This window comes from Blastocatellia bacterium, from assembly GCA_035275065.1.
Lineage (GTDB): Bacteria > Acidobacteriota > Blastocatellia > UBA7656 > UBA7656 > DATENM01.
On the sequence record DATENM010000064.1, the window covers coordinates 37,319 to 63,198 of the forward strand.

Sequence of the window (25,880 nt, forward strand, 5' to 3'; positions counted from 1 at the left end):
TAACGATCAGTGACAAGTGACAGGTGACAAGTGACGAGAAGAACTACGCTACCCATGCCGTGTCGGGAAGCGCAGTCACATCGTCTTGTCACCTGTCACTTGTCACTCGTCACCTCCCCTGCTATTTGTACAGCCAGACGCGCAGCAGCGACAAAAGCTGCGCGATGTCAATCGGCTTGGTGATGTAATCCGAGGCCCCCGCCTCGATGCACTTCTCGCGGTCGCCCTTCATGGCTTTCGCGGTCAGCGCGATGATCGGCAGGGACTTGTACTGCGCCTTGCCGCGGATTTCGCTCATCGCCTCGTAGCCGTCCATCTCCGGCATCATGACGTCCATCAGCACGACATCAACATCCGGCGTTGATTCGAGCAGCTCGATGGCCCCCCTGCCGTTTTCGGCGTAGACGACCTCCATCTGGTGGCGTTCGAGGGCGCTGGTGATGGCGAAGATGTTGCGGATGTCGTCGTCAACGACCAGCACCTTCTTGCCGGCAATCACCGAATCGGTCATGTGCAGTTGCTCGAGCATGCGCCGCTTCGGCTCCGGCAAGTTGGCCTCGATGCGGTGCAGGAAGAGCGCCGTCTCATCGAGCAAGCGTTCCATCGATTTCACGTCTTTGATGATCACGGTTTCGGCAACGCGCTTTAGCTCGGTCTCTTCGGACTTCGACAGCTCCTTGCCGGTGTAGACGATGATCGGCAAATCGATTGAGCCGACCTCGGACTTCACCCGCTCGATCAGCTCGAAGCCGTTCATTCCCGGCAATCCGAGGTCTAAGACCATGCAGTCGTAGGCCGTCTCTTTGAGCGCCGACAGCGCCTCTTCGCCGCTCGCCACCGCCGTCGTCTGCACGTCGCCGTTGCCGATCAGCTCGACGATGGCGTTGCGCTGCACGTCGTTGTCTTCGACGACCAGCAACCGCCGGGCGGGCCGCTCGATGAAGCTCTTGATATTGCTCAAGGCATCGGTCAGCCCTTCCTTGGTCACAGGTTTCTTCAGGTAGACGCGCGCCCCCATCTTCAAGCCGACATGGTGATCTTCCATCAGCGAGATGATATGCACGGGGATGTGGCGTGTCGCCGGGTCATGCTTCAAGCGGTCGAGCACCGCCAGGCCGTGGACCACCGGCAGGCGGATGTCGAGCGTGATGGCGTCGGGCGTGAACTTCTTGGCCAGCGCCAGCGCCGCGTCGCCGCGCGATGCGACAATCCCCTTGAAGCCCTTCTCGCGCGCCAGGTCGAGCAGGATGCGCGCGAAGTTGGTGTCGTCTTCGACGATCAGCAAGACGCGGTCGCCGGCTTCGATCTGCTCGCGGTCGTCGGCAATATCAACCTGTAACAGCAGCGACGAGTCGAGGTTGAGCAGCGGGTCGGCGGCGCTGCTGACCAGCGACTCGCCCGAGCGCGCCAGGCTCGACCGCCGCGACATCTCGAGGTCGGCCTGACTTGAGCCATTGCCCTCGCCCCTTCCCGGGATTGGCGTAAAGTAGAGCGGCAGGTAGAGCGTGAAGGTCGAGCCTTCGCCGGGCGCGCTCGACATGCGAATCTCGCCGCCGAGCAGGCTGGCGATCTCGCGGCTGATTGACAGTCCCAGCCCGGTGCCGCCGTACTTGCGCGTCGTCGTGCCGTCGGCCTGCTGGAAGGGCTCAAAGACGATGCGGTGCTTGTCGGCGGGGATGCCGATGCCCGTGTCAATGACCGAAAACGCCAGCACCCGCGCCGCGCGGTTGAGCACCTCGTTGTCAAAGACCCAGCTCTGCGTCGCTTCCTCGATACGCAGCCGGACGCTGCCTTCGTGGGTGAACTTAAAGGCATTCGACAGCAGATTCTTCAAGACCTGCTGCAAACGCTTGGCGTCCGTGCGCATAAACGGCGGCAACTGCGGGTCGAGATCGACAGTGAATTCCAGCCCCCTGGTCTCGGCGACCGGCTTGAAGGCACGCTCCAAAGACTCGCGCAGGTTGTCGAAGGGAACGTCGTTGACTTCGACATCCACCGTCCCCGACTCGATCTTCGACATGTCGAGAATCTCGTTGATCAGCGCCAGCAGGTCAGCGCCCGAGGAATGGATCGTCTGCGCGAACTCGATCTGCTTCTCGCTCAGGTTGTCGTCCTTGTTTTCGGCCAGCAGCTCTGACAGCACCAGCATGCTGTTGAGCGGCGTGCGTAGCTCGTGCGACATATTGGCGAGGAACTCGGATTTGTACTTCGAGGTGATCGACAACTGCTCGGCCTTCTCTTCGAGCGCCCGGCGGGCGTTTTCGATCTCGCGGTTCTTGCGCTCGACTTCGTTCTTCTGCTCGCTGAGCAATCGCGCCTTCTCTTGCAGTTCTTCGTTGGTCTGCTGCAACTCTTCCTGCTGTTTCTTGAGCAGCTCTTCGGAAGCTTGCAGCGACTTGGCCTGTTGCTCCAGCCGCTTGTTGGTCTCGGTCAGCTCTTGCTGGCGCACCTGCAACTCCTGTGTCAGCGACTGCGACTGCGTCAGCAGCTCCTCCGTCCGCATATTGGCTTCGATGGTGTTCAAGACGATGCCAATCGATTCGGTGAGCTGATCGAGGAAGGCGAGGTGGATGTCGCTGAAGTGATGGAACGAAGCCAGCTCGATGACCGCCTTGACCTGTCCTTCAAACAGCACCGGCAGGACGACGATGTTCATCGGCAAAGATTCGCCGAGGCCGGAGTTGATGCGCACATAATCTTCCGGCACGTCGGTGATGAGAATTCTCTCCTTCTCAAGCGCGCACTGCCCGACCAGCCCTTCGCCGAGGCGGAACTGGTTCGACAGGCCGCGGCGTTCTTTGTAAGCGTAGCTGGCGCGCAGCTTCAGCGCCGGGTTCTGGTCGCCATTCTCGGAGATATAGAAAGCGCCGTGTTGTTCGCTGACCAGCGGCGCAAGCTCGGAAAGGATCAAGCGCGACACCGTCATCAAATCTTTCTGGCCTTGCAGCAGGCGGGTGAACTTCGCCAGGTTGGTCTTCAGCCAGTCCTGGTCGGTGTTCTTGCGCGTCGTGTCCTTGAGGTTGCGGATCATCTCGTTGATGTTGTCCTTCAAGGCCGCGACTTCGCCCGCCGCTTCGACCGTAATCGAACGCGTCAGGTCACCCTTGGTAACGGCGGTGGCGACTTCGGCAATGGCGCGCACCTGTGTAGTCAGGTTGGCTGCCAGGCGGTTGACGTTATCGGTCAGGTCGCGCCACGTGCCGCTGGCACCGGGCACGTTTGCCTGGCCGCCGAGCTTGCCTTCGATACCGACCTCGCGGGCCACGGTCGTCACCTGATCGGCAAAGGTGGCGAGCGTATCGATCATGCTGTTGATCGTGTCGGAAAGCTCGGCGATTTCGCCCAGCGCTTCGACCGTCAGCTTGCGTTTCAGATTACCGTTAGCGACGGCGGTGACGACGCGGGCGATGCCGCGCACCTGTGTGGTCAGGTTCGCCGCCATGAAGTTGACGTTGTCGGTCAGGTCTTTCCAGACACCGGCGACGCCTTTGACTTCGGCCTGGCCGCCAAGTTTCCCTTCCGTGCCGACCTCGCGGGCGACGCGCGTGACTTCGGAGGCGAACGAGTTGAGCTGGTCCACCATCGTGTTGATCGTGTTTTTCAGCTCAAGGATTTCACCTTTCACATCGACGGTGATCTTCTTCGACAGGTCGCCGTTTGCGACTGCCGTAGTAACTGCGGCGATGTTACGCACCTGCCCCGTCAGGTTGCCGGCCATGAAGTTTACTGAATCAGTCAGGTCTTTCCACGTTCCCGACACGCCTTTAACCACCGCTTGCCCGCCGAGTTTGCCTTCGGTGCCGACTTCGCGGGCGACGCGCGTGACTTCCGATGCGAACGAGTTAAGCTGGTCAACCATCGTGTTGATCGTGTTCTTCAGCTCAAGGATTTCGCCGCGCACGTCCACCGTGATCTTCTTCGATAGGTCACCGTTTGCGACCGCAGTTGTTACGTCAGCAATGTTTCGCACTTGCCCGGTCAGGTTGCCGGCCATCAGATTGACGTTGTCGGTCAGGTCTTTCCAAACGCCGGCCACACCCTTCACATCGGCCTGTCCGCCGAGTTTGCCTTCCGTGCCGACCTCGCGGGCGACGCGCGTGACTTCGGAGGCGAACGAGCTGAGCTGATCGACCATCGTGTTGATCGTGTTCTTCAGCTCAAGAATCTCGCCCTTCACATCGACGGTGATCTTCTTCGACAGGTCGCCATTAGCGACTGCCGTGGTCACGTCGGCGATGTTACGGACCTGGCCCGTCAGGTTGCTAGCCATGAAGTTGACCGAGTCGGTCAGGTCTTTCCACGTGCCAGCCACGCCGCGCACATCAGCCTGGCCGCCGAGTTTGCCTTCGGTGCCGACCTCGCGGGCGACGCGCGTGACTTCGGAGGCGAACGAGTTGAGCTGGTCGACCATCGTGTTGATGGTGTTCTTTAGCTCAAGAATCTCGCCGCGCACATCGACGGTGATCTTCTTCGACAAATCGCCATTGGCCACGGCGGTTGTTACATCAGCGATGTTACGGACCTGGCCAGTCAGGTTGCCGGCCATCAGGTTGACGTTGTCGGTCAAATCCTTCCAGACACCGGCGACGCCTTTGACGATGGCCTGGCCGCCGAGCTTGCCTTCGGTGCCGACCTCGCGCGCGACGCGCGTGACTTCCGATGCGAACGAGCTGAGCTGATCGACCATCGTGTTGATGGTGTTCTTCAGCTCAAGAATCTCGCCCTTCACGTCTACCGTGATCTTCTTCGACAGGTCGCCGTTTGCGACTGCCGTTGTGACTTCGGCGATGTTACGCACCTGGCCAGTCAGGTTGCCGGCCATCGCGTTGACGTTATCCGTCAAATCCTTCCACGTTCCCGACACGCCTTTAACCTGCGCCTGGCCGCCGAGCTTGCCTTCGGTGCCGACTTCGCGGGCGACGCGCGTGACTTCGGAGGCGAACGAGTTGAGCTGGTCAACCATCGTGTTGATCGTGTTCTTCAGCTCAAGGATTTCGCCCTTCACATCGACGGTGATCTTCTTCGATAGGTCCCCGTTTGCTACGGCGGTCGTCACGTCGGCGATGTTACGCACCTGCCCCGTCAAGTTGCCGGCCATCGCGTTGACGTTATCTGTCAGGTCTTTCCAGGTTCCCGACACGCCTTTGACCTCGGCCTGGCCACCGAGTTTCCCTTCCGTACCGACCTCGCGGGCGACGCGCGTGACTTCCGAGGCAAATGATCCGAGCTGATCGACCATCGTGTTGATGGTGTTCTTCAGCTCAAGAATCTCGCCCTTCACGTCTACCGTGATCTTCTTCGACAGGTCGCCGTTTGCGACTGCCGTTGTGACTTCGGCGATGTTACGCACCTGCCCCGTCAGGTTGCTAGCCATGAAGTTGACCGAGTCGGTCAGGTCTTTCCACGTTCCCGAAACGCCTTTAACCACCGCTTGCCCGCCGAGCTTGCCTTCGGTGCCGACTTCGCGCGCGACGCGGGTGACTTCGGAAGCGAACGAGTTAAGCTGGTCCACCATCGTGTTGATCGTGTTCTTCAGCTCAAGAATTTCGCCGCGCACATCCACCGTGATCTTCTTCGACAAATCGCCATTGGCCACGGCGGTTGTTACATCAGCGATGTTTCGCACTTGCCCGGTCAGGTTGCCGGCCATCAGGTTCACATTATCCGTTAAGTCTTTCCAGACACCGGCGACGCCTTTGACGATGGCCTGGCCGCCGAGCTTACCTTCGGTGCCGACCTCGCGGGCGACGCGCGTGACTTCCGATGCGAACGAGCTGAGCTGGTCCACCATCGTGTTGATGGTGTTCTTCAGCTCAAGAATCTCGCCCTTCACATCGACGGTGATCTTCTTCGACAGGTCGCCGTTAGCAACCGCCGTTGTGACTTCGGCGATGTTACGCACCTGCCCCGTCAGATTGCCGGCCATCAGGTTGACCGAGTCGGTCAGGTCTTTCCACGTTCCCGACACGCCTTTAACCTGCGCCTGGCCGCCGAGTTTGCCTTCGGTGCCGACTTCGCGGGCGACGCGCGTGACTTCAGAGGCGAACGAGCCGAGCCGGTCAACCATCGTGTTGACGATCTTTGCGGTTTTCAGGAACTCGCCTTTCAAGGGGCGGCCCTCGATCTCAAGCGCCATCGTCTGCGACAGGTCACCTTTGGCAACCGCGCCGATGACCCGCGACACTTCCGTCGTCGGCTGCGCGAGATCCGAAATCATGCTGTTGAGCGAGTCAATCTGTTTCGCCCACGAGCCGCTGACATTGCCCACCGTCGCGCGCTGCGTGATCTTGCCTTCCTTGCCAACCACCAGGCTCATGCGCTGTAGCTCGCTGGCCATGCGCTCATTCATTTCAATAATTTCGTTGAGCGTATCGGCGATCTTGCCGGCAACGCCGGTCTGGTCGTCCGGCAGGCGAACCGAAAAGTCGCCCTTCTTGACCGCCATCAACGTCCGCAGTAATAGGCGTGTATCCAACGCGCCGGTATTAAGCGCCTCGCTTGCCGTGCTAGCCATTGTTGATCTCCCTTGCACAATAAGAGGATGCAGCCCGGCGCATGGACTGCAATGGGTTCGTGAAGAAGCGCCCGCGGATGTAGAGCGACAGCCGGGGCGCAACGCGCCGGGTTATGGGGTGATGTAGGAGTCCGTTAAAAGGCAGAAGACACGCGGGTCTGGAACGATTCCCCTACATGACATCAAGTTCTTGAATAAACGGAGGATTGAAGCCTCGGGCCTTTGCCCGGCGGCCTGGCTATCGAGTCCACGTCACCATAATACTCAGTTATCCCGCACTTGAAAACCCAAATTTAAAAGGCTGGCCACCATGACCAGCCTTTGATTCCGAAAATTAGTGCGGGGCGACTGACGAGCAAATACGACGGTCGCTGGCCAACCGTGTGACCCGCTGTGGCGCGCTGGGCCGGGCCAGGTCCGGCAAAATGAAAGGCGATGTAAAAACCTTTTCTCTCCGCCTATCGCACAGCGGCGGCCAGGCGAAGGGTGCGCTTCGGCGTCTCATTCAGCAAGCTATTCGACGCATCGAAAGCCCTGACGCGCCATCGCAGGGCGCTGCCCGCCGCCCGCTCGCCGAGCCATGACGGGGCGCGGTACTGCTGCGTGCCGGCAAGCAAGATCGCTGACAGCAGGGGTTGTGATTGCTCGTCTTCGATGTCAAGACGATAGAAGACCGCGCCCGCGACCGGCGTCCAGTTGAATTCCGCCGATGCGCCGGCGGCAAAGCGCGCCCCGTCTGCCGGAAGCAACGGATCGGCGGGCGTCGTCCCCGCCGCCGTCGCGCCGCTGCTGCCGCCGACGTAATAGCGCAGCACAGGCATGGCAAAGCCGGCGACGCCGCCGGTCGCGGTGGCGGTGGCGAGCGAGGCCGGGTTGGCATCGTCAGCGGCTTCGATTCTGAGCAATACGACGTATAAGCCCTCGATGTGGCTCGGCACGCGCCAGCCTTCAGGCCCCGGCATGGTGAAGCGCCCGACCGGCGGCAAAAAGATATTGAAGCGGCTCAACTCCGTAAAGCGGCGCTGCAATCCGCGCTCGGCTACAGGCAGCGTCGCTTCGGTCAACAGGTCACGCCCGTCGGGCAAGGCTTCGCCGGGCTTGACGATCTCCCAGCGGCCCGTGAGCCGCCCGCTGCCGGTGTAAGTGATCTCAGCCTTAATCGCCGGCAGCCGCTCGTCGCTGTTGATCAGCAGCACAGGCTTGTCAACGCCCCAGCTCAGCTTCACGTTGGTGATCGAAAAAGGCGAGGCCACGCCATTGCCCGCCAGCCTGATGGTCACCGGCACGAACTCGTCAGGGCCGCCGGCGGTGCTGACGAAACGGCGCACATAAAAGAAAGTCGCTTCGGCGCCGCCCGCCGCATCCAGGTAAGCCCGTCTTGCGACCGCCGCCGGCACAGACATAATGTCCGTGTAACTGCCATTGCCGGCGAGCCTCGATTGATCGTAGCGCACCGGCAGGCAGCCGAACTCTGTGCCCGGTCGGCAGCGCATGCCGAGGTCGGGGGACGCAGACACCAGCTCGCCGCAAAAGCAGGCGTCAGCCGGTCGCCGGTTGACGACATTGCTGAAGCTCAGGAATGCGCTGGTCGCGCCCTGCGAGTAAGCGTTGACGCTCGACGGCGACACCTTGATCTCCTGCGCTGCCGCGCTCACAGCCAGCGCCAAAATGAATGTCGTGATGATGACAAATCGTTTCATGATTTCTCCTGACGACTACGTTGATCGGAGAGTTGAATGGCGGTCGCATGCGATCTCAGAAAAAGTTGAGGCTCAACCCCATGTTGACAATCTGCGTCTTCTGCAAGTCTCTTTGCACAACCAGGAAGTTGCGCGTAAAGGCGTAGCGGTTGGCATAGCGCGTGAAGAATTGCCCTTGCAGCCTGCGCAGGCGGTCGCGCTCGAAGCCGAATTGATAGGTCCACTGCAAGTCGAATTCGATATTGCGGTTGCGTTTGGTGCGGGCTTCGTCGGCAGCCCGCGTCGTCGAGAAGTTCGAGGCAAAGGTCATCCGTTTATTCATTCGCCAGTTCATCGTCGGCGCCAGCCGCAGGGTGTGATCGAGGGTTCGCGCGCCGCGATTGTCCGCACGCTCGTCGTTGATATCGAGCCCAAGATCGAGCGCGCCGCTCGCCGCCAGCCCGATGTTGAAGCCATTAACCAGCCCGGCCAGGTCGGCTTGCGCAAAGCCCGGCTGCCGGTTGTCCTGCAACGAGTGATTCAGGCGATAGCCGAGCCGCAGCTTCTGAACCTGCCAGTCGGCGGTGAAGGCTTGACTGGTGGCGACCTGATCGGGGATGGCGCCGCGGTCAATCTCGAAGCCGCCGCGTACGGGAATCGCCGCGCCGAATTGATGTATCTGATTGAAGGTGTAAGAGAGCCGCGGCCACAGCGGCGAAGGCTTTTGCGGATCACTGAAGAACGCCGCCAACGGCACGCCCACGGTCAAAGTGTTGGCGCGCGTCAGCGACTTCAGTATCGAAGGAATGTTCGCCAGGTTGTCGTTGAATCGCGCGTGAGTGAACTGCGCATTGAAATCGCCGAGGTTGGCGACTGCCGACAGCTCGCTTGTAAATTTGTCGGCCTGCACAGACGCGCCGAGGCTGCGAAACAGCGGGTCAACGCGCTCGTGGCGAAAGCCGAAAGTCAGATTGGCCTTCTTCTCTTTGGTGATCGGTTTATCCTTTATGACTTGCGCCGAGGCATCCAGAAAGCGGGCGTTGCGGGTCAGCGCCGGCAACGGTTTGACGTTGGCCGTCTGGTTGAGCAGCGCATCCGCCGGATTAACAAACAGGCTGCGCGTCAGGCCGCTATCGATCTTGAAGCGCTGCGCCGCGTCACTCGCCAGCACGCGGAAGGCGATGCCGCGGCTGCGCTCGGCGTCGTTGATGCTTCCCTGACTGAAGCCGTTGACCGGTTGCAGCCAGCCGTCCAGCATGCCGGCCTCGAAGCGCAAGCCGCCCGGTCGCTTCTGTAAAAACTCCCAGCCGAGCGTGCCGCTTAAGAGTTGATGGCGGCGCTTGTCGAGGCCGAAGAAGTTGCCGAAGCCGACGACGCTGCTGCCGTTCATCGCCGCCAACGAGAGGTCGCCCCGGCCGGCAATCGGCACGGTGACCATCAGGCCGCGACTCGAAAAGCTGCTCATCAGGTGGCGCAGCGTGCCGAATGAAAAGTGGCCGGCTTGATATTTCACCTTGCCGATTTGAATCTGCATCAGGTAACTGGCGAGGTCTACCTGCGGCGCGCGCTCGCCGAGCTGGCCGAAGCGCAGCGCCTCTTTCTGAAAGCTCGCGCCGACGAAATCAAACTGCGACTGCGAGCCGAAGAGGCCGCGCCCCGCCTCACTCTTGATGCTGCCCTGCATGGTCAGATCGGTGAAGGTCGGACGGTCGGGCCGCGCCGTCAGCGGAAAGTTCGACTGCGCCGGCTGCGATTTAATGCCAATGACCAGCGCCGGGGTGAGAACGAGCTTATCGAATCCGAAATGTTTAGTCGCCGGCCTAGCGGTCTCGGCAGTCGCGGGTTGCTGGGCGGGCGAGCCGGCTTGAGCCGCGGCGGTCGCTGGCTTAGCCGCCGTCGCGGCAATTTTTGTATCGGCGCTCTCGTTCTTTTTCTCTTCGACGCGCAGGGTGAAACGAGCCACTTCGCGCCAGGCGCCTTCGGGCGGCACCAGGTAGACCGTCAACAGCGATTGTCCTGAAGACAGCGGCACGAGCTTCGGCCCGTAATGCAGCGACGTTTCGCCAATCGCGCAAAGACTGGTGACATCCATCTGGCCGATGAACAGCGCGACGCGGCCTTCGTCTTTGCCGAGCGGGCGGTTCAAACTTAACTCGATCAGCGAATCTGCCGCGAGCGTCTGGTCGCCGCTGAAGCCCGGCGTCACGACGAGCGCCGGACGTGCCGTCGCGCTGCCATCCTGGGCGCGGACGCCGAACCACCCGCCACCGGCGCAGGCCACGGCCAGCGCCATCAATGTCATCCATGCCAGATGCAGCGGATGGCGCGGTGATAAAGATGCTCTTCTCTGCCTGGTCATGATGAATCCCTCAATCTGGCGGTGAACGGGGCGGCGCGGCGACGGTGTCTTGCTGACACGGGTCGCCGCGCCGCGTTGGCCTGGGCCTCTAGCAGTTCTTGTCGAACGCCTCTTCGGTGGTCTGCACCGCCGCCCCGTTGTTCTCCTTGCTCGAAGCAAGGAGGTAGGCGCCTGCCGATACCAGACACTTGAAGACCTGCTTCAACTTGCCGAATGCCGGCTCCGGGTGGTAGCCGGCGCGGATCACTCGGTAGCCTTGAAACTGGCTCGCAGAGCCGTTTGCGAGGTCAAGCTCGTTGATCGTCTGCGCGCCGGCGTGCGCGTTCAAGTCCCTGAGCGTCTGGTCAATGTCGCCGCGAAGCTCGGCAATCACGACGATGGCAGACTCCAGCACCTTCCTCGCGCCGCCATGCTCCTGGATGAAGCTGCGCAGCTTGGCGCTCCGCACCCTGGCCAGGGCGCGCTGGTCAAGGCTTTCGTAGAGACCCGCGGCCTTCAGCTTGGTGATCGCGGCGCGGATGTCGTTCTGGAAGTCGGCGATGCGGCGCTTGACGGTGTCGCCCTGCGTCGCCAGACGGGCTCTGAGCTGCGGCGTCAGTTGCGGACCTGTGGCCGAGCTGACGAGGGCGTCGAGCTGGCTCAGGTCGTTGAGAAAGCTGCTGACGTTGCGCTGCTCGTTCGACAGGTCAACGTCCGGGCCGGCAGCGCGGGTCGAGAGCGCGAAGCTCTGAGCGATGAGTAAGGCCAGCGCCAGGAGCGCCGAGATGGCTGTGCGACGATTCGATCTTTGCGTTTTCATAAATTCTCCTCAGGTTGATTTCATTTAAGCGAAACCGCGGTTGATAAATTGGCAGGGCGGCGGGTCTGTGTGGTCGCCCTGCCTTGAGGTGGCGTCTGCGCGTGATCAGTTCTTGGTGGCGGTGAAGGTGTAGGGGAAGCGTGTGCCAACCCCTTTGCCATCGAGGCGGACGATGACGATCTTGTTGCCCACCTGCGAGGCGGCGAAGGTGCGCTTGACCTCCGTGCCGACCGCGGCGTTGCCGTTTATGGTGTCGCTCGACAGCTTGGTCTCGGCGCCGGTGTTGAGATCAACGGCGCAGATGTTGACGATGCAATCGGCTCTGCCGTCATCACGCTTCTTGACACTGACGGTGACGCCTTTTTCGGGCTCGATGATCTGGCTAATGAAGCGGCGGTCGGCGGGGGCGAGCAGGTTGCCGGTCTGCGCCACGCCGAACTCCATATCGCGCGGCCCGATTTGCAGCGAGCTGCCGCTGACCAGACGATTCCAGGCGTCTACCATCTTCAAGAAGCTGGCGCGCTTGGACGTGCAGGTGCTGGTGTTGGCCTGGTCGCCTTCCAGCTTCTTGCACTCGTCGCGCAGTTGCTTGACCAGACTGGAAACCGCCGTCGGCACATTGCAGTCCTGGGCGCTGGCCGCGGGCACGCCAGCGAAGCCGGCGGTCAGGGTGAACATCAAAGTCGCAATCAACAGGCTCTTCTTCATGGGTCTCTCCTTCTCGAACTGAAATTAATGTTTAGAAAGTCCGCTGCGGACATCCTGCGATCAAGCCAGCGCGCCCGGAGGCCGCTGTAATGATGCCTACTAAAATGAACCGTCTCTGACTACGGTTTGTGAACCACTCGCCGAGAGACTGTTTTTGAAGCGCGCCCGCAGGCTGACGTGGAAAGTTTTGAGCGCCGCCGCCGGGTTGGCCTTCGGGTGCGAGGCGACCTGTAGCGTCACCGAGCGCGCCGTCGCCTTGAGCGCGTCGCCGCGGGCGCTGGCGCGCGCGCCATCGCTGTAGCGGACTTCGAGCAGCACATCGAAGCCGTCGAGCGTCGTCGCCTGCGGCACGCGCGCCGTCCAGCGAACCTCGACATCTGTGGCCGCCTGCGGGTTGGCCTGCGCCAGCCGCGTCACCTGCGTGATCTGAAGGTCGAGCGGCGCCGCCTGCGGCGGGCGCGCCGGCGCGTCAGCCTGTGCGGCGGCGAGCCACATGAGGACGGCGAAGGCGAGGCGCGAGGCCGGCGCCGTGCCGGCGCGCCGTATGGCGCTGATCAATCTGCTGCCTTTGCCGTCGTCTGTAACCATATCCTTGTCACCGATGTGGACCCGGCATATAATTGGCGCCGGCGCCGGGCACCTTGTTCTCACTGCAACCCGACGCCAGCACCTTTCCACGCCGCGGACGATAACCGCACGGCGATATTTAAGTCTTTAAGAGTCGCTAAATAATCTTCTAAATGCTCGGCAGGGGCCTTTATGTCGTTAGAAGCAGAAGGCTTTTATGAATTCGGCGGGTTTCGCTTAAGCCCCGCCGCGCGCCGTTTGCAGCGCGGCGCGCGGGCGGTGTCGCTGCCGCCTAAGGCGTTTGAAGCCTTGCTGGCGCTGGTCGAGAGCGGCGGGCGCGTGATGGGGCGGGGCGAATTGATCCAGCGCATCTGGCCGGCGGGCGAAGCCGGCGAAGCCAATCTCGCGGTGATGATCTCGGCCTTGCGCAAGACGCTCGGCGAGCGTCCCGATGGCGGCCTCTATATCGAGACGGTGCCGCGTCAGGGATACCGCTTTGCCGCGCCCGTGCAGGCCGGCGCGAATTCGGAGGTGCCGACGGGCGCCGCCACGACGGGCGGCCCGGAAGAATCCGCAATCAACGCCGCCGCGCAGAATGGCCCGACGAGCGAAGCGGCGCTACCGCCCACACCAACGATTGCGCCGCCGGGCGCAGACCGCGCCGCGCCCGGCGGAGATCACGCCGCGCCCGCCGTCACCGCCCAGGCGGCTGGCGCCGGCGCGGGAGGGCGCGGCCTGCGGCGCAAAACGCTGTTCATCGCCGCCGCCCTTGTCTTGATCGCGGTCGCCGCCGGCTACGTCATGCTGTCGCGCCCGACCGCCAAGGCAAACGCGCAGCCGCGCCGGCTAGCCATCCTGCCATTTCGCAATCTCAACCCGAACGCCGCCACCGATTTTCTTGGCAGCTCGCTGGCCGATTCGATCACCACCAAACTTGGCGGCATCCGCTCGCTCATCGTCCGCCCCTCGGCTTACGTCAAGAAGTATGCCGGCGCCAATATTGATCCGAAGCGCGCCGCCGCCGAGTTGAATGTCGACACGCTGATGACCGGCACGTATCTCAAGGAAGGCGATACGCTGCGCATCACCGTGCAGTTGATCGATGCCAATAAAGGCGAGATTCTGGCGCGGCTGCCGCTCGACACCCGCTATGACAAACTGCCGGCAGTCCATGAGCAGGTTGCCGCTAGTATCGTTGACCGCTTGCAGATGAAGCTGAGCTTCGATGAATCCGAGGCCCTGAAGCAGAAAGGCACGGAAAACCGGCAGGCTTACGAACTTTACCTGCAAGGCCGCGACCTCTACCTGAACAACAATTTCATGGCCGCCGTGCCGCTGCTCGAAGAAGCCGTACGGCTCGACCCGAATTTCGCGCTCGCCTGGGCGCATCTGGGCCGGGCGCGCAACGCCGCGGCGTCGTTCAAGCTGCGCGGTCGCGATCTGCATCTGAGCGCCCAGGCGGCCTACGACCAGGCGCTCAATCTCAACCCTGACCTGACGGAAGCGGTCATCTTCAAAGCCAACCTCTTCACCGACACCAACCGCGTTGAACAGTCGGTGCCTCTGCTCAGGCGCTTGCTGACCGCCAATCCGAACCATGCCGAAGCGCACTGGGAGCTCGGCTACGCCTATCGCTTCGCCGGCATGCTTGCGGAATCGGTTGAGGAAGGCGAGCGCGCCCGCGCCCTCGACCCGCTGGTTAAAGCCGGCAGCTCGGCCTTCAACAGTTATCTCTACACCGGCCAGTACGAGAAATTTCTCGCCAGCCTGCCGGCCAGCGATGACAACGCCTTTCTGATTTTTTACCGCGGCCTGGGCAACTATTACATGAAGAATTGGGAGCGCGCCGCAGCCGAATTTGATCGCGCCTACGAAACCGAACCGCAGTTGTATACGCAGATCGGCAAGGCGTTGAGCTACGCCATCCACAACCAGCTGGCAGCGGGGCTTGATTTGTTGCGTAATGTCGAGCACGGCATCGAGCAGAGTGGCGTCGGCGATGCCGAAGGCATTTACAAAGTCGCGCAAGCCTACGCCGCGCTCGGCGACCGGGCATCGGCTTTGCGCGTGCTGCGCCACAGCATCGAGCAGGGCTTCTTCTGCTATGCCTTTTTCATGAGCGACCCGCTGCTGACGCCGTTGCGCGGCGAGGCCGAGTTCGCCGCGTTGATGGAGAAAGCGCGGGCGCGGCAAGAGCAATTCCGCCAGGCGTTCTTTTAATCCGGCGGCGAGACGGTATGAAGGCAGCGAGCGAGAAACGGCCACGACACGGCTACGCCTTCGAGGCGTTCATCCTCGATGAAGACGAGCGCACTTTGCGGCGCGCCGGACAAACCGTGGCGCTCGCCCCGAAAGCCTTCGAGATGCTGCTCGTGCTGGTGCGGCAGGCCGGGCGCTCGTTCAGCAAAGAAGAGTTGATGGAGCAGATCTGGCCCGACGCCTTCGTCGAAGAAGCCAACCTTGCCGTGCACATTTCGATGTTGCGCAAAGCGCTCGGCGAGCAGGCGGGCGGCGGCCAGTATATCGAAACGCTGCCGCGGCGCGGCTACCGCTTCGCCGCCGCGGTGCGCGAATTCAACGACGAAGTCGAGCTGAACCTGACGCCCGCCATGCCGCTTGCGGGCGACTCAGCGCCGGCAGGCCAGGCCGCTACAGCCGCTTCCGTGGCGGCCTCAGCGTCTGCCAGCCAGCGCCCGACCGCGCCGACGCTTATAAGTTATTTCACCAAACCGAAAACGCTCATTGTCGCGGCAATCGTTGTGGCGTTGGCCGTCCTCGCTTATACGATCTGGCCGCGCAAAGCGCCGGCGCGCGGCGGGAGAACTCAAAGGCTCGCCGTGCTGCCGTTCGTCAACAAAGGGCCGGGCGGCCAGCCGTATGATTACGGGCTGGCGCTCGCCGATTCGGTGATTAACAAACTCGGTCTGATCAGTTCCCTCATCGTCAGCCCGACGCCTTACGTCGAGCGCTATGCCAACATGGATGTCGAGCCTGAAGAAGTGGCGCGGCAGTTAAATGTCAACTGCCTGCTGATGGGCAACTACATCGTTGATGGCGACGACTTGACGGTCAACGCACAGCTCATTGACGTCGAGCACAAAGCGCAGTTGTGGGGCGGAGCGATCAAAGGGCAGTCGAGCAAGATGATCGAGCTTCAGGATTACGTCGCCCAACAGGTGGTCAAGGGGCTGCGCCTGCAATTGACCGAGCGTGAAGGGGCGCGGCTCAACCGCAGCGTGCCGGTCGATCCGCGCGCTTTGGCGGACTTTGCCAGGAGCCGCTACCTGATGTCGGGCAACCGCCACCGCGACGCCATCCAATTGCTCAACGAGGCGGTCCAGATCGAACCGAATTTTGCATTGGGCTGGACCTACCTGGCGCGCGCTTATCAGATCAACGCGCTGCAATTTTCCGGCGACCACCGCGAGCTATTACAAGCCGAAGCCGACTATCAACAGGCGCTCGAACTCGATCCCGATGAAGCCCAGACGCGTGTGTGGTACGCCAAGCTGTTGACCGAAACCGGGCGGGTCGAGGAAGCCGTGCCGCACTTGCTCGCCCTGCTCGCGGACAATCCGAATCTCGCCAACGCCCATTCGGAATTGAGCTACGCCTATCGCTACGCCGGCCTGCTCGACGAATCGCTGGCCGAGAGCGACCGCGCCATCCGCATAGACCCGCAGCGCGAGAGGGACGTCTTTCACAGCTACCTCTACACAGGCCAGTACGACAAGTTCGTGAGCAATTTGCCGCTTCAAGAAACGGCGTACGTGACGTTTTATCGCGGCCTGGCTCATTATTATCAGAACGACCTGCAACTGGCCGCCGCCGACTTCGACCGCGCCTACAAGCTCAACGGCACATGGGTAGTTTCGCAAATTGGCAGGGCGCTGAAACTTGGGATTGAAGGAGACAAGAGCGCGGGCCTGGGGCTTTTGCGGAAGGCGGAAGCGGCCAACACGCGGACCGGCATCGGCGATGGCGAGATCGCCTATAAATTCGCGCAAGCCTTTGACGCGCTCGGCAATACGGAGCTCGCCTTGCGGGCCTTCAGCCGCAGCATTGAGCAAGGCTTCTTCTGTTATTCCTACTTCGCCAATGACCCGTTACTGAAAAACGTCCGCAGCCATGCGGAATTCGCCGCCCTGCTGGAGAAAGCCAGGCAGCGGCATGAAGCCTTCCGCCGTCGCATGGCAGACCTCGCGGCACCAGCCCCGCAGCCTTAGCAAAAACGCTTTGGAAATCCGCGCCGATTCGCATAGACTGCACACAGGCTAAAGCACAGGGGCCTGAACGGGCGGCAGCCGTGACGCATCCTCGCGGTGATCTTGCCGATCCGTAGGCACCCGAGATGTGCACCAACTTTTCCTTTGGAGATAATGAATGACACGTTGGCTTGGAAGGTTTTCGCCGTACCTCTACGCCGTGCTGCGCATCATCGCCGGCTTGCTGTTCGCCATGCATGGCGCTCAAAAGCTGTTGGGCTGGCCGAACAAACCACCGATGGAACTGAGCCCTTTGCTGAAAGCGGCGGGAGTGATTGAGCTGGTCGGCGGCTTGCTGATCGCCATCGGCTTGTTCGCCAGTATCGCCGCCTTCATTGCCTCGGGCGAAATGGCGTTCGCTTACTTCATTCAGCACGCGCCGAGGGGGACGTTGCCGATCTTGAATGCCGGCGAGCTGGCGGTGCTTTTCTGCTTCCTCTTCCTCTACATCGCGTCGCACGGCTCCGGCGTCTGGAGCGTAGACGCGCTGATGGGCCGCAAGCGCACTTAAGAGAAAGAGAGACGCGGCGACGCGGCGAGGGAAAGACAGAGAGACTGACTGCTTGTCTTCCTTTCCCCGCGTCCCCGCGTCCCCGCGTCTCTGCGTCGCCGCGTCTCTCTTCCCGCTGCCGGCGGTCAGCGCGGGATTTCGACCGGCTTAATGCCGACCACCGGCGGCGCGTTGTTGCGGCGCAGGGTGTCGTTCAGTTGCGCCACATTGTCGGTGATGAAGCGGTTAATCTCTTCCATGCGGGCGCGGAACTTGGTCTGCAAATCGGTGAAGCCTTCGCGCTGATAGACGGTCGGCGCGGCGTTGACGCTGTCAATCGTCCCAAAGAAGCCGCCTATCTGATCGGCAACCCCCGACCTGCCGCCAAAACCGAGCCCGCCGCTGTCCTGCCGCGCCAGCTTGCTCTGCATCTCCTCGACCTGCTTCAGGTGATCTTCGAGCGCCTTGGTCAACTCCTTCGGCGCATCGGGCATGCGATCCTTGACCACCTTTTGAATGTTCTGCACCTGCTCCTTGATGCTGTCGAGCGCGCGTTGCGCGTCGGTCGCCGCCGATTGCAGGTCGCGCGCCTTCAGGCCGTAATCGAGCTGCGACTGCAAGTCCGCCGCCGCCGTTTCGACTGTCGGATCAAGCCGCACCTCGACGCGCTTCTCTAAGGATTTGCCGCCAACCGTCAGCCGGATGGTGTAGGTGCCGGGCAAGACCTGTGGGCCGCGCGGGCCACCAAAGAACGCCTCCTCTTCGGGCGGCGGCTCGCGGCGGAGGCGCGCCCCTTCGTAACGCAAGTCCCAACTGATGCGGTTCAGGCCGGCGTCCTTCGGCGCTTGCTTGATCTCGCGAATGACCTTGCCGCTGCTGTCCAGCACTTCGACTTTGACGGCCGCCTTGTCGTCAACTTTGCTCTTCAAGTAATAAGTGATCAACGCGCCATACGGCGGGTTCGGGCCGGCGAAGACTTTATCGCCAATGCCATAACGTGTGAAGCGCGATGTGAAACGCACTGCCGGGCGAATGTCGAACAGGTGGGCATCGCTTGCGGCAATCTGCTCGCTCATCTGCTGAATCGGCGTGGCGTCGTCGAATATCCAGAGGCTGCGCCCGTGCGTCGCCAGGATCAAGTCGTTTTCGCGCGGGTGAATCAGAATGTCATGCACAGAGACTGCCGGCAGGTTTTTCAGGTTGAGCGGCATCCACGTATTGCCGCCGCTGTAAGAAACGAATAGCCCAAGCTCGGTGCCGGCGTAGAGCAGCGAAGGATTCTTCGGGTCTTCTTTCACCACCTGCACGTAAGCGTGGTCGGGCAGGTTGCCGGCAATGTTCGTCCACGACTTGCCGCCATCCGTGGTCTTATAAATGTAGGGCCGGAAGTCGTCGAACATGTGCCGCTCGAAGGCGACATAAGCGACGTTGGCCCCGGCGCGCGACGGCTCGACGTGCGACACCGGCGAATCGGCGCCGATGCCTTTGACGTTCTTGACGAGGTTTGACCACGTCTTGCCGCCGTCGGTCGTCAGTTGCAGGTTGCCGTCGTCTGTGCCGGCCCAGACGACGCCCGCCTGCGCCGGCGATTCGGCGAGGCTGATGACCGTGCAGTAATACTCTGCGCCGGTGTTTTCGATGGCCACAGGGCCGCCCGAATCCTTCAAGCGCTCGGGGTTGTTCGTCGTCAGGTCAGGGCTGACCTGCTGCCACGTCTTGCCGAAGTCTGTAGATTTGAAGATGACGTTGCCGCCGAACCAGACGGTGTTCTTGTCATGCGGCGATTGGATGATCGGCGAATTCCAGTTGAAGCGGTACTTCATCTCGCCGGCAGGGCCGCCATTATCGAATGGCTGCGGCGTGACCAGCTGCTGCTCGCGTGTGCGGTAGTTGGTGCGCACGACGTTGCCGCCCTGTGATTCGGATAGATAGAGGTCGGGGTCGTCCGCGTGGTTCAAGACGAAGAAGCCGTCGCCGAAGTTCACCATGCGCCAGTCGTCGTTGAGGATGCCCGCCGGCTCGCGCGTGCGGCTCGGGCCAGTCCAGCCGCCATTGTCCTGCAAGCCGCCGTGGACGTTATAAAATGGCTGGCGATTGTCTACCGCCACTTGATAGAACTGACCGAGCGGGATGTTGTTGACGTATTCCCAGTGCTCGCCGCGATCATAAGAAACGGCGATGCCGCCATCCTGTCCCTGCCACATGCGGTTCGGGTCTTTCGGATCGATCCAGAAGGCATGAAAATCAACGTGAGTCTTGCCAGAGATGGGGCGGAACGATTTGCCGCCGTCTATCGAAACGAACAACGTCGACGCCACCGCATAGACACGATTTTCGTTCTGCGGGTCAACGCGCACTCTGGTGTAATAAAAGCCGCGCGAGACGATGCTCGCCTGCTTCGAGACCATCTTGAATGACTCGCCGTGGTCATCCGAGCGATAGAGCGTGCCGTCTTTGGCTTCGGTGATGGCGTAGACGACTTCGGGGTTGCTCGGCGCGACGCGCACGCCGATACGGCCGATGAGCTTGGGCAAGCCCTTCGTAAGCTTCTGCCACGTCCGCCCGCCGTCAATCGATTTGTAGAGGCCGCCTTTTTCGTCGCCGCTGTGGAACGTCCATGGCTTGCGCTCGAAATTCCACATCGCGGCGTAGAGGATGTTCGGGTTCGACGGATCGATGTCGATATCGGCGGCGCCATGCTGCGGATCGATGTAGAGCGTCTTCTGCCAGGTCTTGCCGCCGTCTGTGGTCATAAAGACGCCGCGCTCTTCGTTCGGCCCGAAGGCATGGCCGAGCGCCGCGACATAGACGGTGTCGGGATTCGTCGGATGCACGAGGACGCGCGAGATGTACATGGTGTCGCGCAAGCCCATGTGCTTCCATGTCTTGCCGCCGTCATTCGACTTATAAACGCCGTCGCCGAACGACACGCTGTTGCGGACGTTGGATTCGCCGGTGCCGACCCAGACGACGTCCGGGTTGTTCGGCTCAAGGGCGATGTCGCCGACCGAGATGGTCCCCTGGCGCTCGAAGATCGGCGTCCAGGTGGTGCCGCCGTTGGTCGTCTTCCAGATGCCGCCTGAAGCCGTGCCGGCATAGACGATATTGGGGTTGCCGGGAACGCCTTCGACGTCGGCGGTGCGCCCGCCCATATTGGCCGGGCCGATGCTGCGCCATTCAAGCCGCTCGAAGGCTTGCGTGTCCACACCCTTGCTTTTACCGTTGCCCTGAGCCAGCAGGGCGGGCGCATGCGATGACAGGAACAAGACGGCTAAAAGACCGGTCGTCCGAATCAGCCGGTATGTGCGCATGATCTTCCTCCAGATGCGATTGATGTTTTGACAAAAGCCAGACAAGCATAAACCACCGGCGGCGCGGCGTCTATGCAGCCGCCGGCCAAATCGCGCCGCGACTCGCGTGGCGGCGGCGCAGCAGCGAGCGGCGCAGGAAAGAGTTGAGGTTATGCTTGCATCGCTGCGGGCTTTTGCATATTCTGGGTGGCGCGAAGCGAGTGATTACGGCAGCCTGAGGGGATACAAGTTTGGCTCAGCCGTTTCGCCAATAAAAGCGCATCACGCCACAGTGTCTACGCTATTGACCGGACCGCCGGGCCGCGGGCTCTCGGGCCTGCAATCGTCCAGGCGAGCCAGACCGAATACGAGGACTGGAAAAGCAAAATGGCCAAAGAATCGAACAGCAGCCATCGCGAACCTTCCCCCGAAGAGATGAGCGCGCAAGAAATGGCGATGCGACTGCTCGAGCTGATCACTGAAAACCGTGCCGAAGAAGAACAGATGCGCAAGATTTTAAAGTACGCGCTCAAGGTTTTTCCCGAGACCGCCGGGCGCAAGTAATCATTTCTTGTGTGGCCGGCCCTTGGCTTCAGGCGGCTGTTCGTTGAGGTAGGCGAGGAAGTCATGCAGCGTCTGTCGCTCGCTCGACGACAGCTCAAGCCACTGTCGCAGCACGGCCATGCCGGTGCGATCATGGATGAGCTTCTGCATATGATCCAGCAGCAGCAGCGGATCGATGGGGGCATCGTCATCCGGCGGAATGCCCGACGCCGCCGTAAAGATATCGTGGGCATTGACGCCCAGCCCTTTGGCCAGCGTCATCATGGTCTGCACCGTGAGGTTGCCGGAAGCGCCTTTGCGAACTCTGCCGATGTAGCTATCGGTCACCTTGCACCGCCTGGCCAGCTCTTTGGGCGTGAGATTTTTCTGGCGCATCAAGCGATCAAGGTACTCTCCGAGTTTTTCCATTCTGCCTCTTTTCTTACCTAAAAGTATCTTTTCGACTTTTAGGTATTGACAAGCGATTCCTTCCGCTGTAATATACACCACGCTTAGGAGACAAATAGCGCACGGTAACGTATCGCGGGCGGCTCGCCCCACCTGCTACTGTGTACCGAATAGCATTGAACACACGCGCCGCCGCCTGAGCATCACCTATTCATCTCTATAGGTGAGTTTACGGAAGTTGCTCAGACTACCGACACCCTTCGAGTCGCCTGCGCTACGGCGCGGTGGCGCGTGTGTATTTTTGCGCGGCGAAGCCTTTGTATCATAACCGGCATACCGGCTCAATAGGAGACGAAACGTTTTGCACGACTAAGCCGCGCGTCACCGAGCGGACGACCGTGGGCGCGGTAAGAAGATCAACGGCATTCTATTTCTCGGCGGCCCGGCGTCGGATGAGGGCGACGCCGGGCACAATTTGGTAGGATCAGCGACCGCAGATGGCAAGGCAGACAAGCAATCAGCGTTCAGGCAACTTAACGTGATTTCTCCTTCGAGGTTGTGTGTGGAAACGAGCTGTCGTCCTTCGGGGAAAGCTTAGTTGGGGAAGTAAGCTTTCCCCGTTTTTTTCATGATAATAATCAAATAAGCCGATGCGGCTAAGGAGACGCCGGCAGGCGCTCCCAGCCGGCAGGGGTGTTGCGGAAACGGTCTACTGTGGCGACGGCGAAGGCGAGGCGCTCGACTTGCCAGGCCAGCCGCTCAATCGCCACGTTGTCGGCTTCAATGCGAATGAGATTAAAGCTATTCAGCTCGCCGCGGCCGCGCGTCGAAGTCGCCGTGCCTGCCTGCACGACAATCGCATTGCGGTCACCCGCCGGGTAACGCATGGCCGTCTTGCCGGTGTGGCCGAGGTGCAGGTGGCCTGCGAGAAACATATCCGCGCCGCATTCGGCGAGCGCTTCTAAAGCCAGCAACGCACGCCCGACACGGTCGCCGGCAGCCGCGCCTTCGGGCAAATCGAAGGGATGGTGCGTCACGATGATCTTCATCACCGCGTCACTATAGCCGCACAGGCGCTCGCGCATCTCGGCGATCTGCCGGCGATTAACCCGCCCGTCTTTGATCGTCAGCCGGCGCGCCGTGTTGATGCCCATTACGACCATCTCATCATCTTCATAGACCGGCTCCAGGTTGTCGCCGATATAGCGCCGGTACTTCTCGAACGGCGTGGCGAAGCGCGCGAAGACGTTATGCAAAGGCATGTCGTGATTGCCCGGCACGACGACCTGCGGCTCCGGCAGCGCGTCGAGAAAGTCTCGCGCCTGTTGGAACTGTTCACTGCGCGCGCGTTGCGTCAGGTCGCCGGACACGGCGACGAGGTCAGGCTTGATCGTGTTTATGGTTCCGATCAATGGCTCGATGATCGCCGGATCAACGCGGCCAAAGTGCAGGTCACTGAGATGAACCAGCGTGCGCATTGTTGCTCTCCCCGCTCACGCGCCGGCGTTCTCTTTTTCTTCAGGAACGAGGACGCGCAAAGCGCCCGGTCGGACGCGAAAATGTAGCGGCGTGCGCAAGCGCAGGACTTCGCCATCAAGCGCGATACGCATACGCCGCCGCCGCGTTTCGACCCAGACCTCGGATGTACAGAGATAGTCAAAGTTGTCGCGGTCGCTGATCAGACCAAGGAACGCTTTGATGAATAACGCGAGCAGCTCGAAGCGCCCCCTTACCGGCGCGGTGTAAACGCTCAGCCGTCCCGCGTCCAAACAACTGCGCCCGCCCATCTTGAAGCTCGACGTTTCGTACTCGTTATTGCCGACGAAGACGAACGGCGTACGGCGAATGAGCTCCTGATCGTCGGCCACCAGGCGAACGCCGACCAGCGGGTAACGGCGCAGCACGGTAATCAAGGCGATGAGAAAAGCCGGCCACTTGCTCATGCCCTGCCGCTGCTTGCGCTCGCGCTCGCGCACGAGCTTCGGATAGATGCCGAGGCTCGAATTGTTGATGAAGACGTGGCCGTTGACTTCGCCGACATCTACCTGGACGGGGCGGCCCGTGGCCAGGTTGCGCACCGCTTCGGCGATGTCGAGAGGGATGCGCATGTCTTTAGCGAAATGATTCAGCGTGCCGAGCGGCAAAACGCCGAGCGTCTTGTCGGTTCCGGCAAGCAGAGCCGCCACCGCGCTCACGGTGCCATCGCCGCCACCGGCGACAATGGTTTGCGCGCTGCCTTGCGCCGACTGCTTCGCCAGCCTCATTAACTCATCGCCGCTGTTTGCTACGCGAATGCGCGCCCCGACGCCGGCTGCCGCGAACAACTCGGAGAGCTTTTGCTGCACGCCATCTTTGTCGTCCGTGCCTGAGCCGGCGTTGACGATGACCTCCATTTCGGTCTGTTGCCGAACCTCTTCAGCAATGAGCATAGTCATCCCTGCGACTTCAGCGAAGCTGTTTCAAGTCACGCACGCCGGTGATGCGCCAGCGGCCATCCTGGCGGTCGAGCCACACGCGCTCGACCGCCGCGCCCGACCACGGCTGTTTGCCTTGAAAGTCCCAGTTCTTCTCAAAGGTCACCACCGCATGATTGCCCGACGGATCAACGCTGATGGCCAGCGGGCTGGTGCGAATCTTGAGCTTTGCATATCTGGCGAGCGTGTCGGCCACTTCGGCGCGCGCCGCATTGCGGTCTACATTGTCCTTTAAGAAGTAGGTGTGCAGGCGTGGCGCGTAGTAAGACATGTGGGCGTTGAGATTGCGCGCTTCGAGCGACGCGTTCCAACGGCTGACCGCGTCGCGCACTTGATTGACCGCTTTGCCGCCGTCTGCCGGCGCGGTGGGTTGAGTCTCGGCATCAGAAGTCGGCGGCGGGCTGGTCGCGGTGGCATGCGCCGGTTCGGCAGGCGGCGGCGCGCCTGTGTGTGAAGCCGCACCGGCGTTGGCATTGCTCGCTGCCGCGCGGTCATTCGACGGCTGGCCCGCCGGCAACACCTGGCCCGCCGGCTGATTCGGCGCGTTCTTGCGAGTCGTAAAGTAGACCACAAGCATCCCGACGATCACTACGGCGGCCAGCCCGGCGATTAAAGCGACCGGCACACGCTTGCGGTTATCGCGCGGCGCGGTTGGCTTTGCGGCAGCCGGGCGGGCCGCGCGGGCCGCCTTTGAAGCGTTGCGCCGCACAATCGTTTCTTCGTCTTCTTCCGCCAGGGGCAACGTCGCGCTATTGCCCGCGTTCGCAAGCTCGACTTCCGAAAGCGGCGCGTTGAGGCGACCGGAGGCGCTGGTTTGTGTAGCCTGAAGGGCCGGCGCGCTGACCGAGGCGACGGCTTCCGCGAATTCGCGGGCGAACTCGGCAGCGCTCTGTTGCCGCCGCGCCGGGTCTTTCTCAAGCGCGCGCATCACGACCGCCGCGACCGCGGGCTGAATGTCCGGGCGCTGCGACAGGAGCGGCGGCGGCGGCTCGACCACATGGGCGATCAGCAAGCGCGTCGCCGTCGCGCCCGAAAACGGCGGCGTGCCGGCAAGCATTTCGTACACGACGATGCCGAACGAATAGATGTCGCTGCGCGCGTCAACCGTCTGCTCTTCGGCCTGTTCGGGCGACATATAACGCGGCGTGCCGATGATCAGGTTAGCGCCCGTAAGCGCCGCGCGGCGGCTGACATCTTCTTGAATCTTGGCGATGCCAAAGTCAACCACCTCGACCCAGTCCCTGCCGTCGTATTCGCTGATGATAATATTTTCAGGCTTGATGTCGCGATGAATGACGCCGACCGAATGGGCCGATTCGAGCGCCCCGCAGGCCTGGCTGACGATGCCGGCGACACGTTCGACCGACATCGCGCCGTGACGCTTCAACAGCTCGCGCACGGTCGCGCCTTCGACCAGTTCCATGACCAGAAAGGGCGTGCGGCCGGCGACGCCGTAATCCATGATGTTGATGGCATTCGGGTGACGCACCAGGCTGGCGGCGCGCGCCTCGCCCTCGAAGCGTTCGGCGATTTTCGGGTCGGCGGCAAACTCCGGGCGCAGGATTTTGATGGCGACGGCTTTGCCGATACGGATGTGGCGGGCGCGATAGACGTCGCACATGCCGCCGGTTCCGAGCTTCGCTTCAATCTCGTACTTATCGGTGAAGATTGCGCCAACGAGCGGGTCGGCAGGCTCATCCTTTTTCGGGCCGCAACGCGGGCACTGGTCGCTTGAGGCCGGGATCGGCGAGCCGCAATCGTAACAGAGTCTCATGATTCGTTAC

Annotated in this window: 15 protein-coding genes; 4 read left to right on the forward strand and 11 right to left on the reverse strand. The window is 61.7% G+C overall.

Going from position 1 to position 25,880, the window contains the following annotated elements; genetic code table 11:
* Positions 1-121: 121 nt before the first annotated feature.
* From VJ464_15035 to VJ464_15060, 6 genes are all read right to left on the reverse strand, one after another.
* Positions 122-6,514 carry a HAMP domain-containing protein gene (locus VJ464_15035; protein ID HKQ06447.1) on the reverse strand — a complete coding sequence of 2,131 codons (6,393 nt, stop codon included), beginning with the start codon at positions 6,512-6,514 and terminating at the stop codon, positions 122-124.
* 458 nt (positions 6,515-6,972) lie between these two features.
* A complete protein-coding gene (locus VJ464_15040) occupies positions 6,973-8,214 on the reverse strand; it encodes a hypothetical protein (protein HKQ06448.1) in 1,242 nt (413 codons plus the stop codon).
* Between the two features lie 55 nt (positions 8,215-8,269).
* Positions 8,270-10,552 (reverse strand): hypothetical protein, encoded by a 2,283-nt coding sequence (locus VJ464_15045; GenBank protein ID HKQ06449.1) that lies wholly within the window; start codon positions 10,550-10,552, stop codon positions 8,270-8,272.
* Between the two features lie 88 nt (positions 10,553-10,640).
* Complete coding sequence (locus VJ464_15050; GenBank protein ID HKQ06450.1) at positions 10,641-11,351, reverse strand: hypothetical protein; 711 nt, start codon at positions 11,349-11,351, stop codon at positions 10,641-10,643.
* Positions 11,352-11,456: 105 nt separating this feature from the next.
* Positions 11,457-12,059 carry a hypothetical protein gene (locus VJ464_15055; protein HKQ06451.1) on the reverse strand — a complete coding sequence of 201 codons (603 nt, stop codon included), beginning with the start codon at positions 12,057-12,059 and terminating at the stop codon, positions 11,457-11,459.
* A 99-nt stretch (positions 12,060-12,158) separates the two neighbouring features.
* On the reverse strand, positions 12,159-12,647 hold the full coding sequence (locus VJ464_15060) for a hypothetical protein (GenBank protein HKQ06452.1): 489 nt from the start codon (positions 12,645-12,647) through the stop codon (positions 12,159-12,161).
* Positions 12,648-12,818: 171 nt separating this feature from the next.
* On the opposite strand from VJ464_15060, the gene VJ464_15065 reads away from it, so the two are divergent.
* From VJ464_15065 to VJ464_15075, 3 genes are all read left to right on the forward strand, one after another.
* The gene (locus tag VJ464_15065; GenBank protein ID HKQ06453.1) at positions 12,819-14,846 is read left to right on the forward strand and encodes a winged helix-turn-helix domain-containing protein; all 2,028 of its coding nucleotides are present in this window, start codon (positions 12,819-12,821) and stop codon (positions 14,844-14,846) included.
* 17 nt (positions 14,847-14,863) lie between these two features.
* Positions 14,864-16,852, forward strand: coding sequence for a winged helix-turn-helix domain-containing protein (locus VJ464_15070; GenBank protein HKQ06454.1), 1,989 nt, complete (start codon positions 14,864-14,866; stop codon positions 16,850-16,852).
* Positions 16,853-17,009: 157 nt separating this feature from the next.
* Entirely contained in the window at positions 17,010-17,402 is a 393-nt protein-coding gene (locus VJ464_15075; protein ID HKQ06455.1) for a DoxX family protein, read from the forward strand.
* A 125-nt stretch (positions 17,403-17,527) separates the two neighbouring features.
* Here the strand turns inward: VJ464_15075 and VJ464_15080 are convergent, their stop codons facing one another.
* The gene (locus VJ464_15080) at positions 17,528-20,692 is read right to left on the reverse strand and encodes a hypothetical protein (GenBank protein ID HKQ06456.1); all 3,165 of its coding nucleotides are present in this window, start codon (positions 20,690-20,692) and stop codon (positions 17,528-17,530) included.
* Between the two features lie 366 nt (positions 20,693-21,058).
* Here VJ464_15080 and VJ464_15085 point away from each other — a divergent pair, with 366 nt between their 5' ends.
* A complete protein-coding gene (locus VJ464_15085; GenBank protein HKQ06457.1) occupies positions 21,059-21,235 on the forward strand; it encodes a hypothetical protein in 177 nt (58 codons plus the stop codon).
* On the opposite strand, the gene VJ464_15090 is transcribed toward VJ464_15085, so the two are convergent.
* The 4 genes from VJ464_15090 to VJ464_15105 all read right to left on the reverse strand — a co-directional run bounded on the left by VJ464_15090 (position 21,236) and on the right by VJ464_15105 (position 25,870).
* Entirely contained in the window at positions 21,236-21,643 is a 408-nt protein-coding gene (locus VJ464_15090) for a helix-turn-helix transcriptional regulator (protein HKQ06458.1), read from the reverse strand. It lies immediately after the preceding gene.
* Positions 21,644-22,278: 635 nt separating this feature from the next.
* Complete coding sequence (locus tag VJ464_15095) at positions 22,279-23,100, reverse strand: metallophosphoesterase (protein ID HKQ06459.1); 822 nt, start codon at positions 23,098-23,100, stop codon at positions 22,279-22,281.
* 15 nt (positions 23,101-23,115) lie between these two features.
* A complete protein-coding gene (locus VJ464_15100) occupies positions 23,116-24,057 on the reverse strand; it encodes a diacylglycerol kinase family protein (GenBank protein HKQ06460.1) in 942 nt (313 codons plus the stop codon).
* 10 nt (positions 24,058-24,067) lie between these two features.
* Positions 24,068-25,870, reverse strand: a complete 1,803-nt coding sequence (locus VJ464_15105; GenBank protein HKQ06461.1) for a protein kinase — start codon at positions 25,868-25,870, stop codon at positions 24,068-24,070.
* Between the last annotated feature and the right edge of the window lie 10 nt (positions 25,871-25,880).

Coding starts and splice junctions, on each gene's coding strand:
- VJ464_15095 (HKQ06459.1), bottom strand. CDS start 23,100: ATGCGCACGCTGGTTCATCTCAGTGACCTGCACTTTGGCCGCGTTGAT.
- VJ464_15045 (HKQ06449.1), bottom strand. CDS start 10,552: ATGACCAGGCAGAGAAGAGCATCTTTATCACCGCGCCATCCGCTGCAT.
- VJ464_15070 (HKQ06454.1), top strand. CDS start 14,864: ATGAAGGCAGCGAGCGAGAAACGGCCACGACACGGCTACGCCTTCGAG.
- VJ464_15090 (HKQ06458.1), bottom strand. CDS start 21,643: ATGGAAAAACTCGGAGAGTACCTTGATCGCTTGATGCGCCAGAAAAAT.
- VJ464_15100 (HKQ06460.1), bottom strand. CDS start 24,057: ATGACTATGCTCATTGCTGAAGAGGTTCGGCAACAGACCGAAATGGAG.
- VJ464_15040 (HKQ06448.1), bottom strand. CDS start 8,214: ATGAAACGATTTGTCATCATCACGACATTCATTTTGGCGCTGGCTGTG.
- VJ464_15075 (HKQ06455.1), top strand. CDS start 17,010: ATGACACGTTGGCTTGGAAGGTTTTCGCCGTACCTCTACGCCGTGCTG.
- VJ464_15060 (HKQ06452.1), bottom strand. CDS start 12,647: ATGGTTACAGACGACGGCAAAGGCAGCAGATTGATCAGCGCCATACGG.
- VJ464_15080 (HKQ06456.1), bottom strand. CDS start 20,692: ATGCGCACATACCGGCTGATTCGGACGACCGGTCTTTTAGCCGTCTTG.
- VJ464_15055 (HKQ06451.1), bottom strand. CDS start 12,059: ATGAAGAAGAGCCTGTTGATTGCGACTTTGATGTTCACCCTGACCGCC.
- VJ464_15065 (HKQ06453.1), top strand. CDS start 12,819: ATGTCGTTAGAAGCAGAAGGCTTTTATGAATTCGGCGGGTTTCGCTTA.
- VJ464_15105 (HKQ06461.1), bottom strand. CDS start 25,870: ATGAGACTCTGTTACGATTGCGGCTCGCCGATCCCGGCCTCAAGCGAC.
- VJ464_15050 (HKQ06450.1), bottom strand. CDS start 11,351: ATGAAAACGCAAAGATCGAATCGTCGCACAGCCATCTCGGCGCTCCTG.
- VJ464_15035 (HKQ06447.1), bottom strand. CDS start 6,514: ATGGCTAGCACGGCAAGCGAGGCGCTTAATACCGGCGCGTTGGATACA.
- VJ464_15085 (HKQ06457.1), top strand. CDS start 21,059: ATGGCCAAAGAATCGAACAGCAGCCATCGCGAACCTTCCCCCGAAGAG.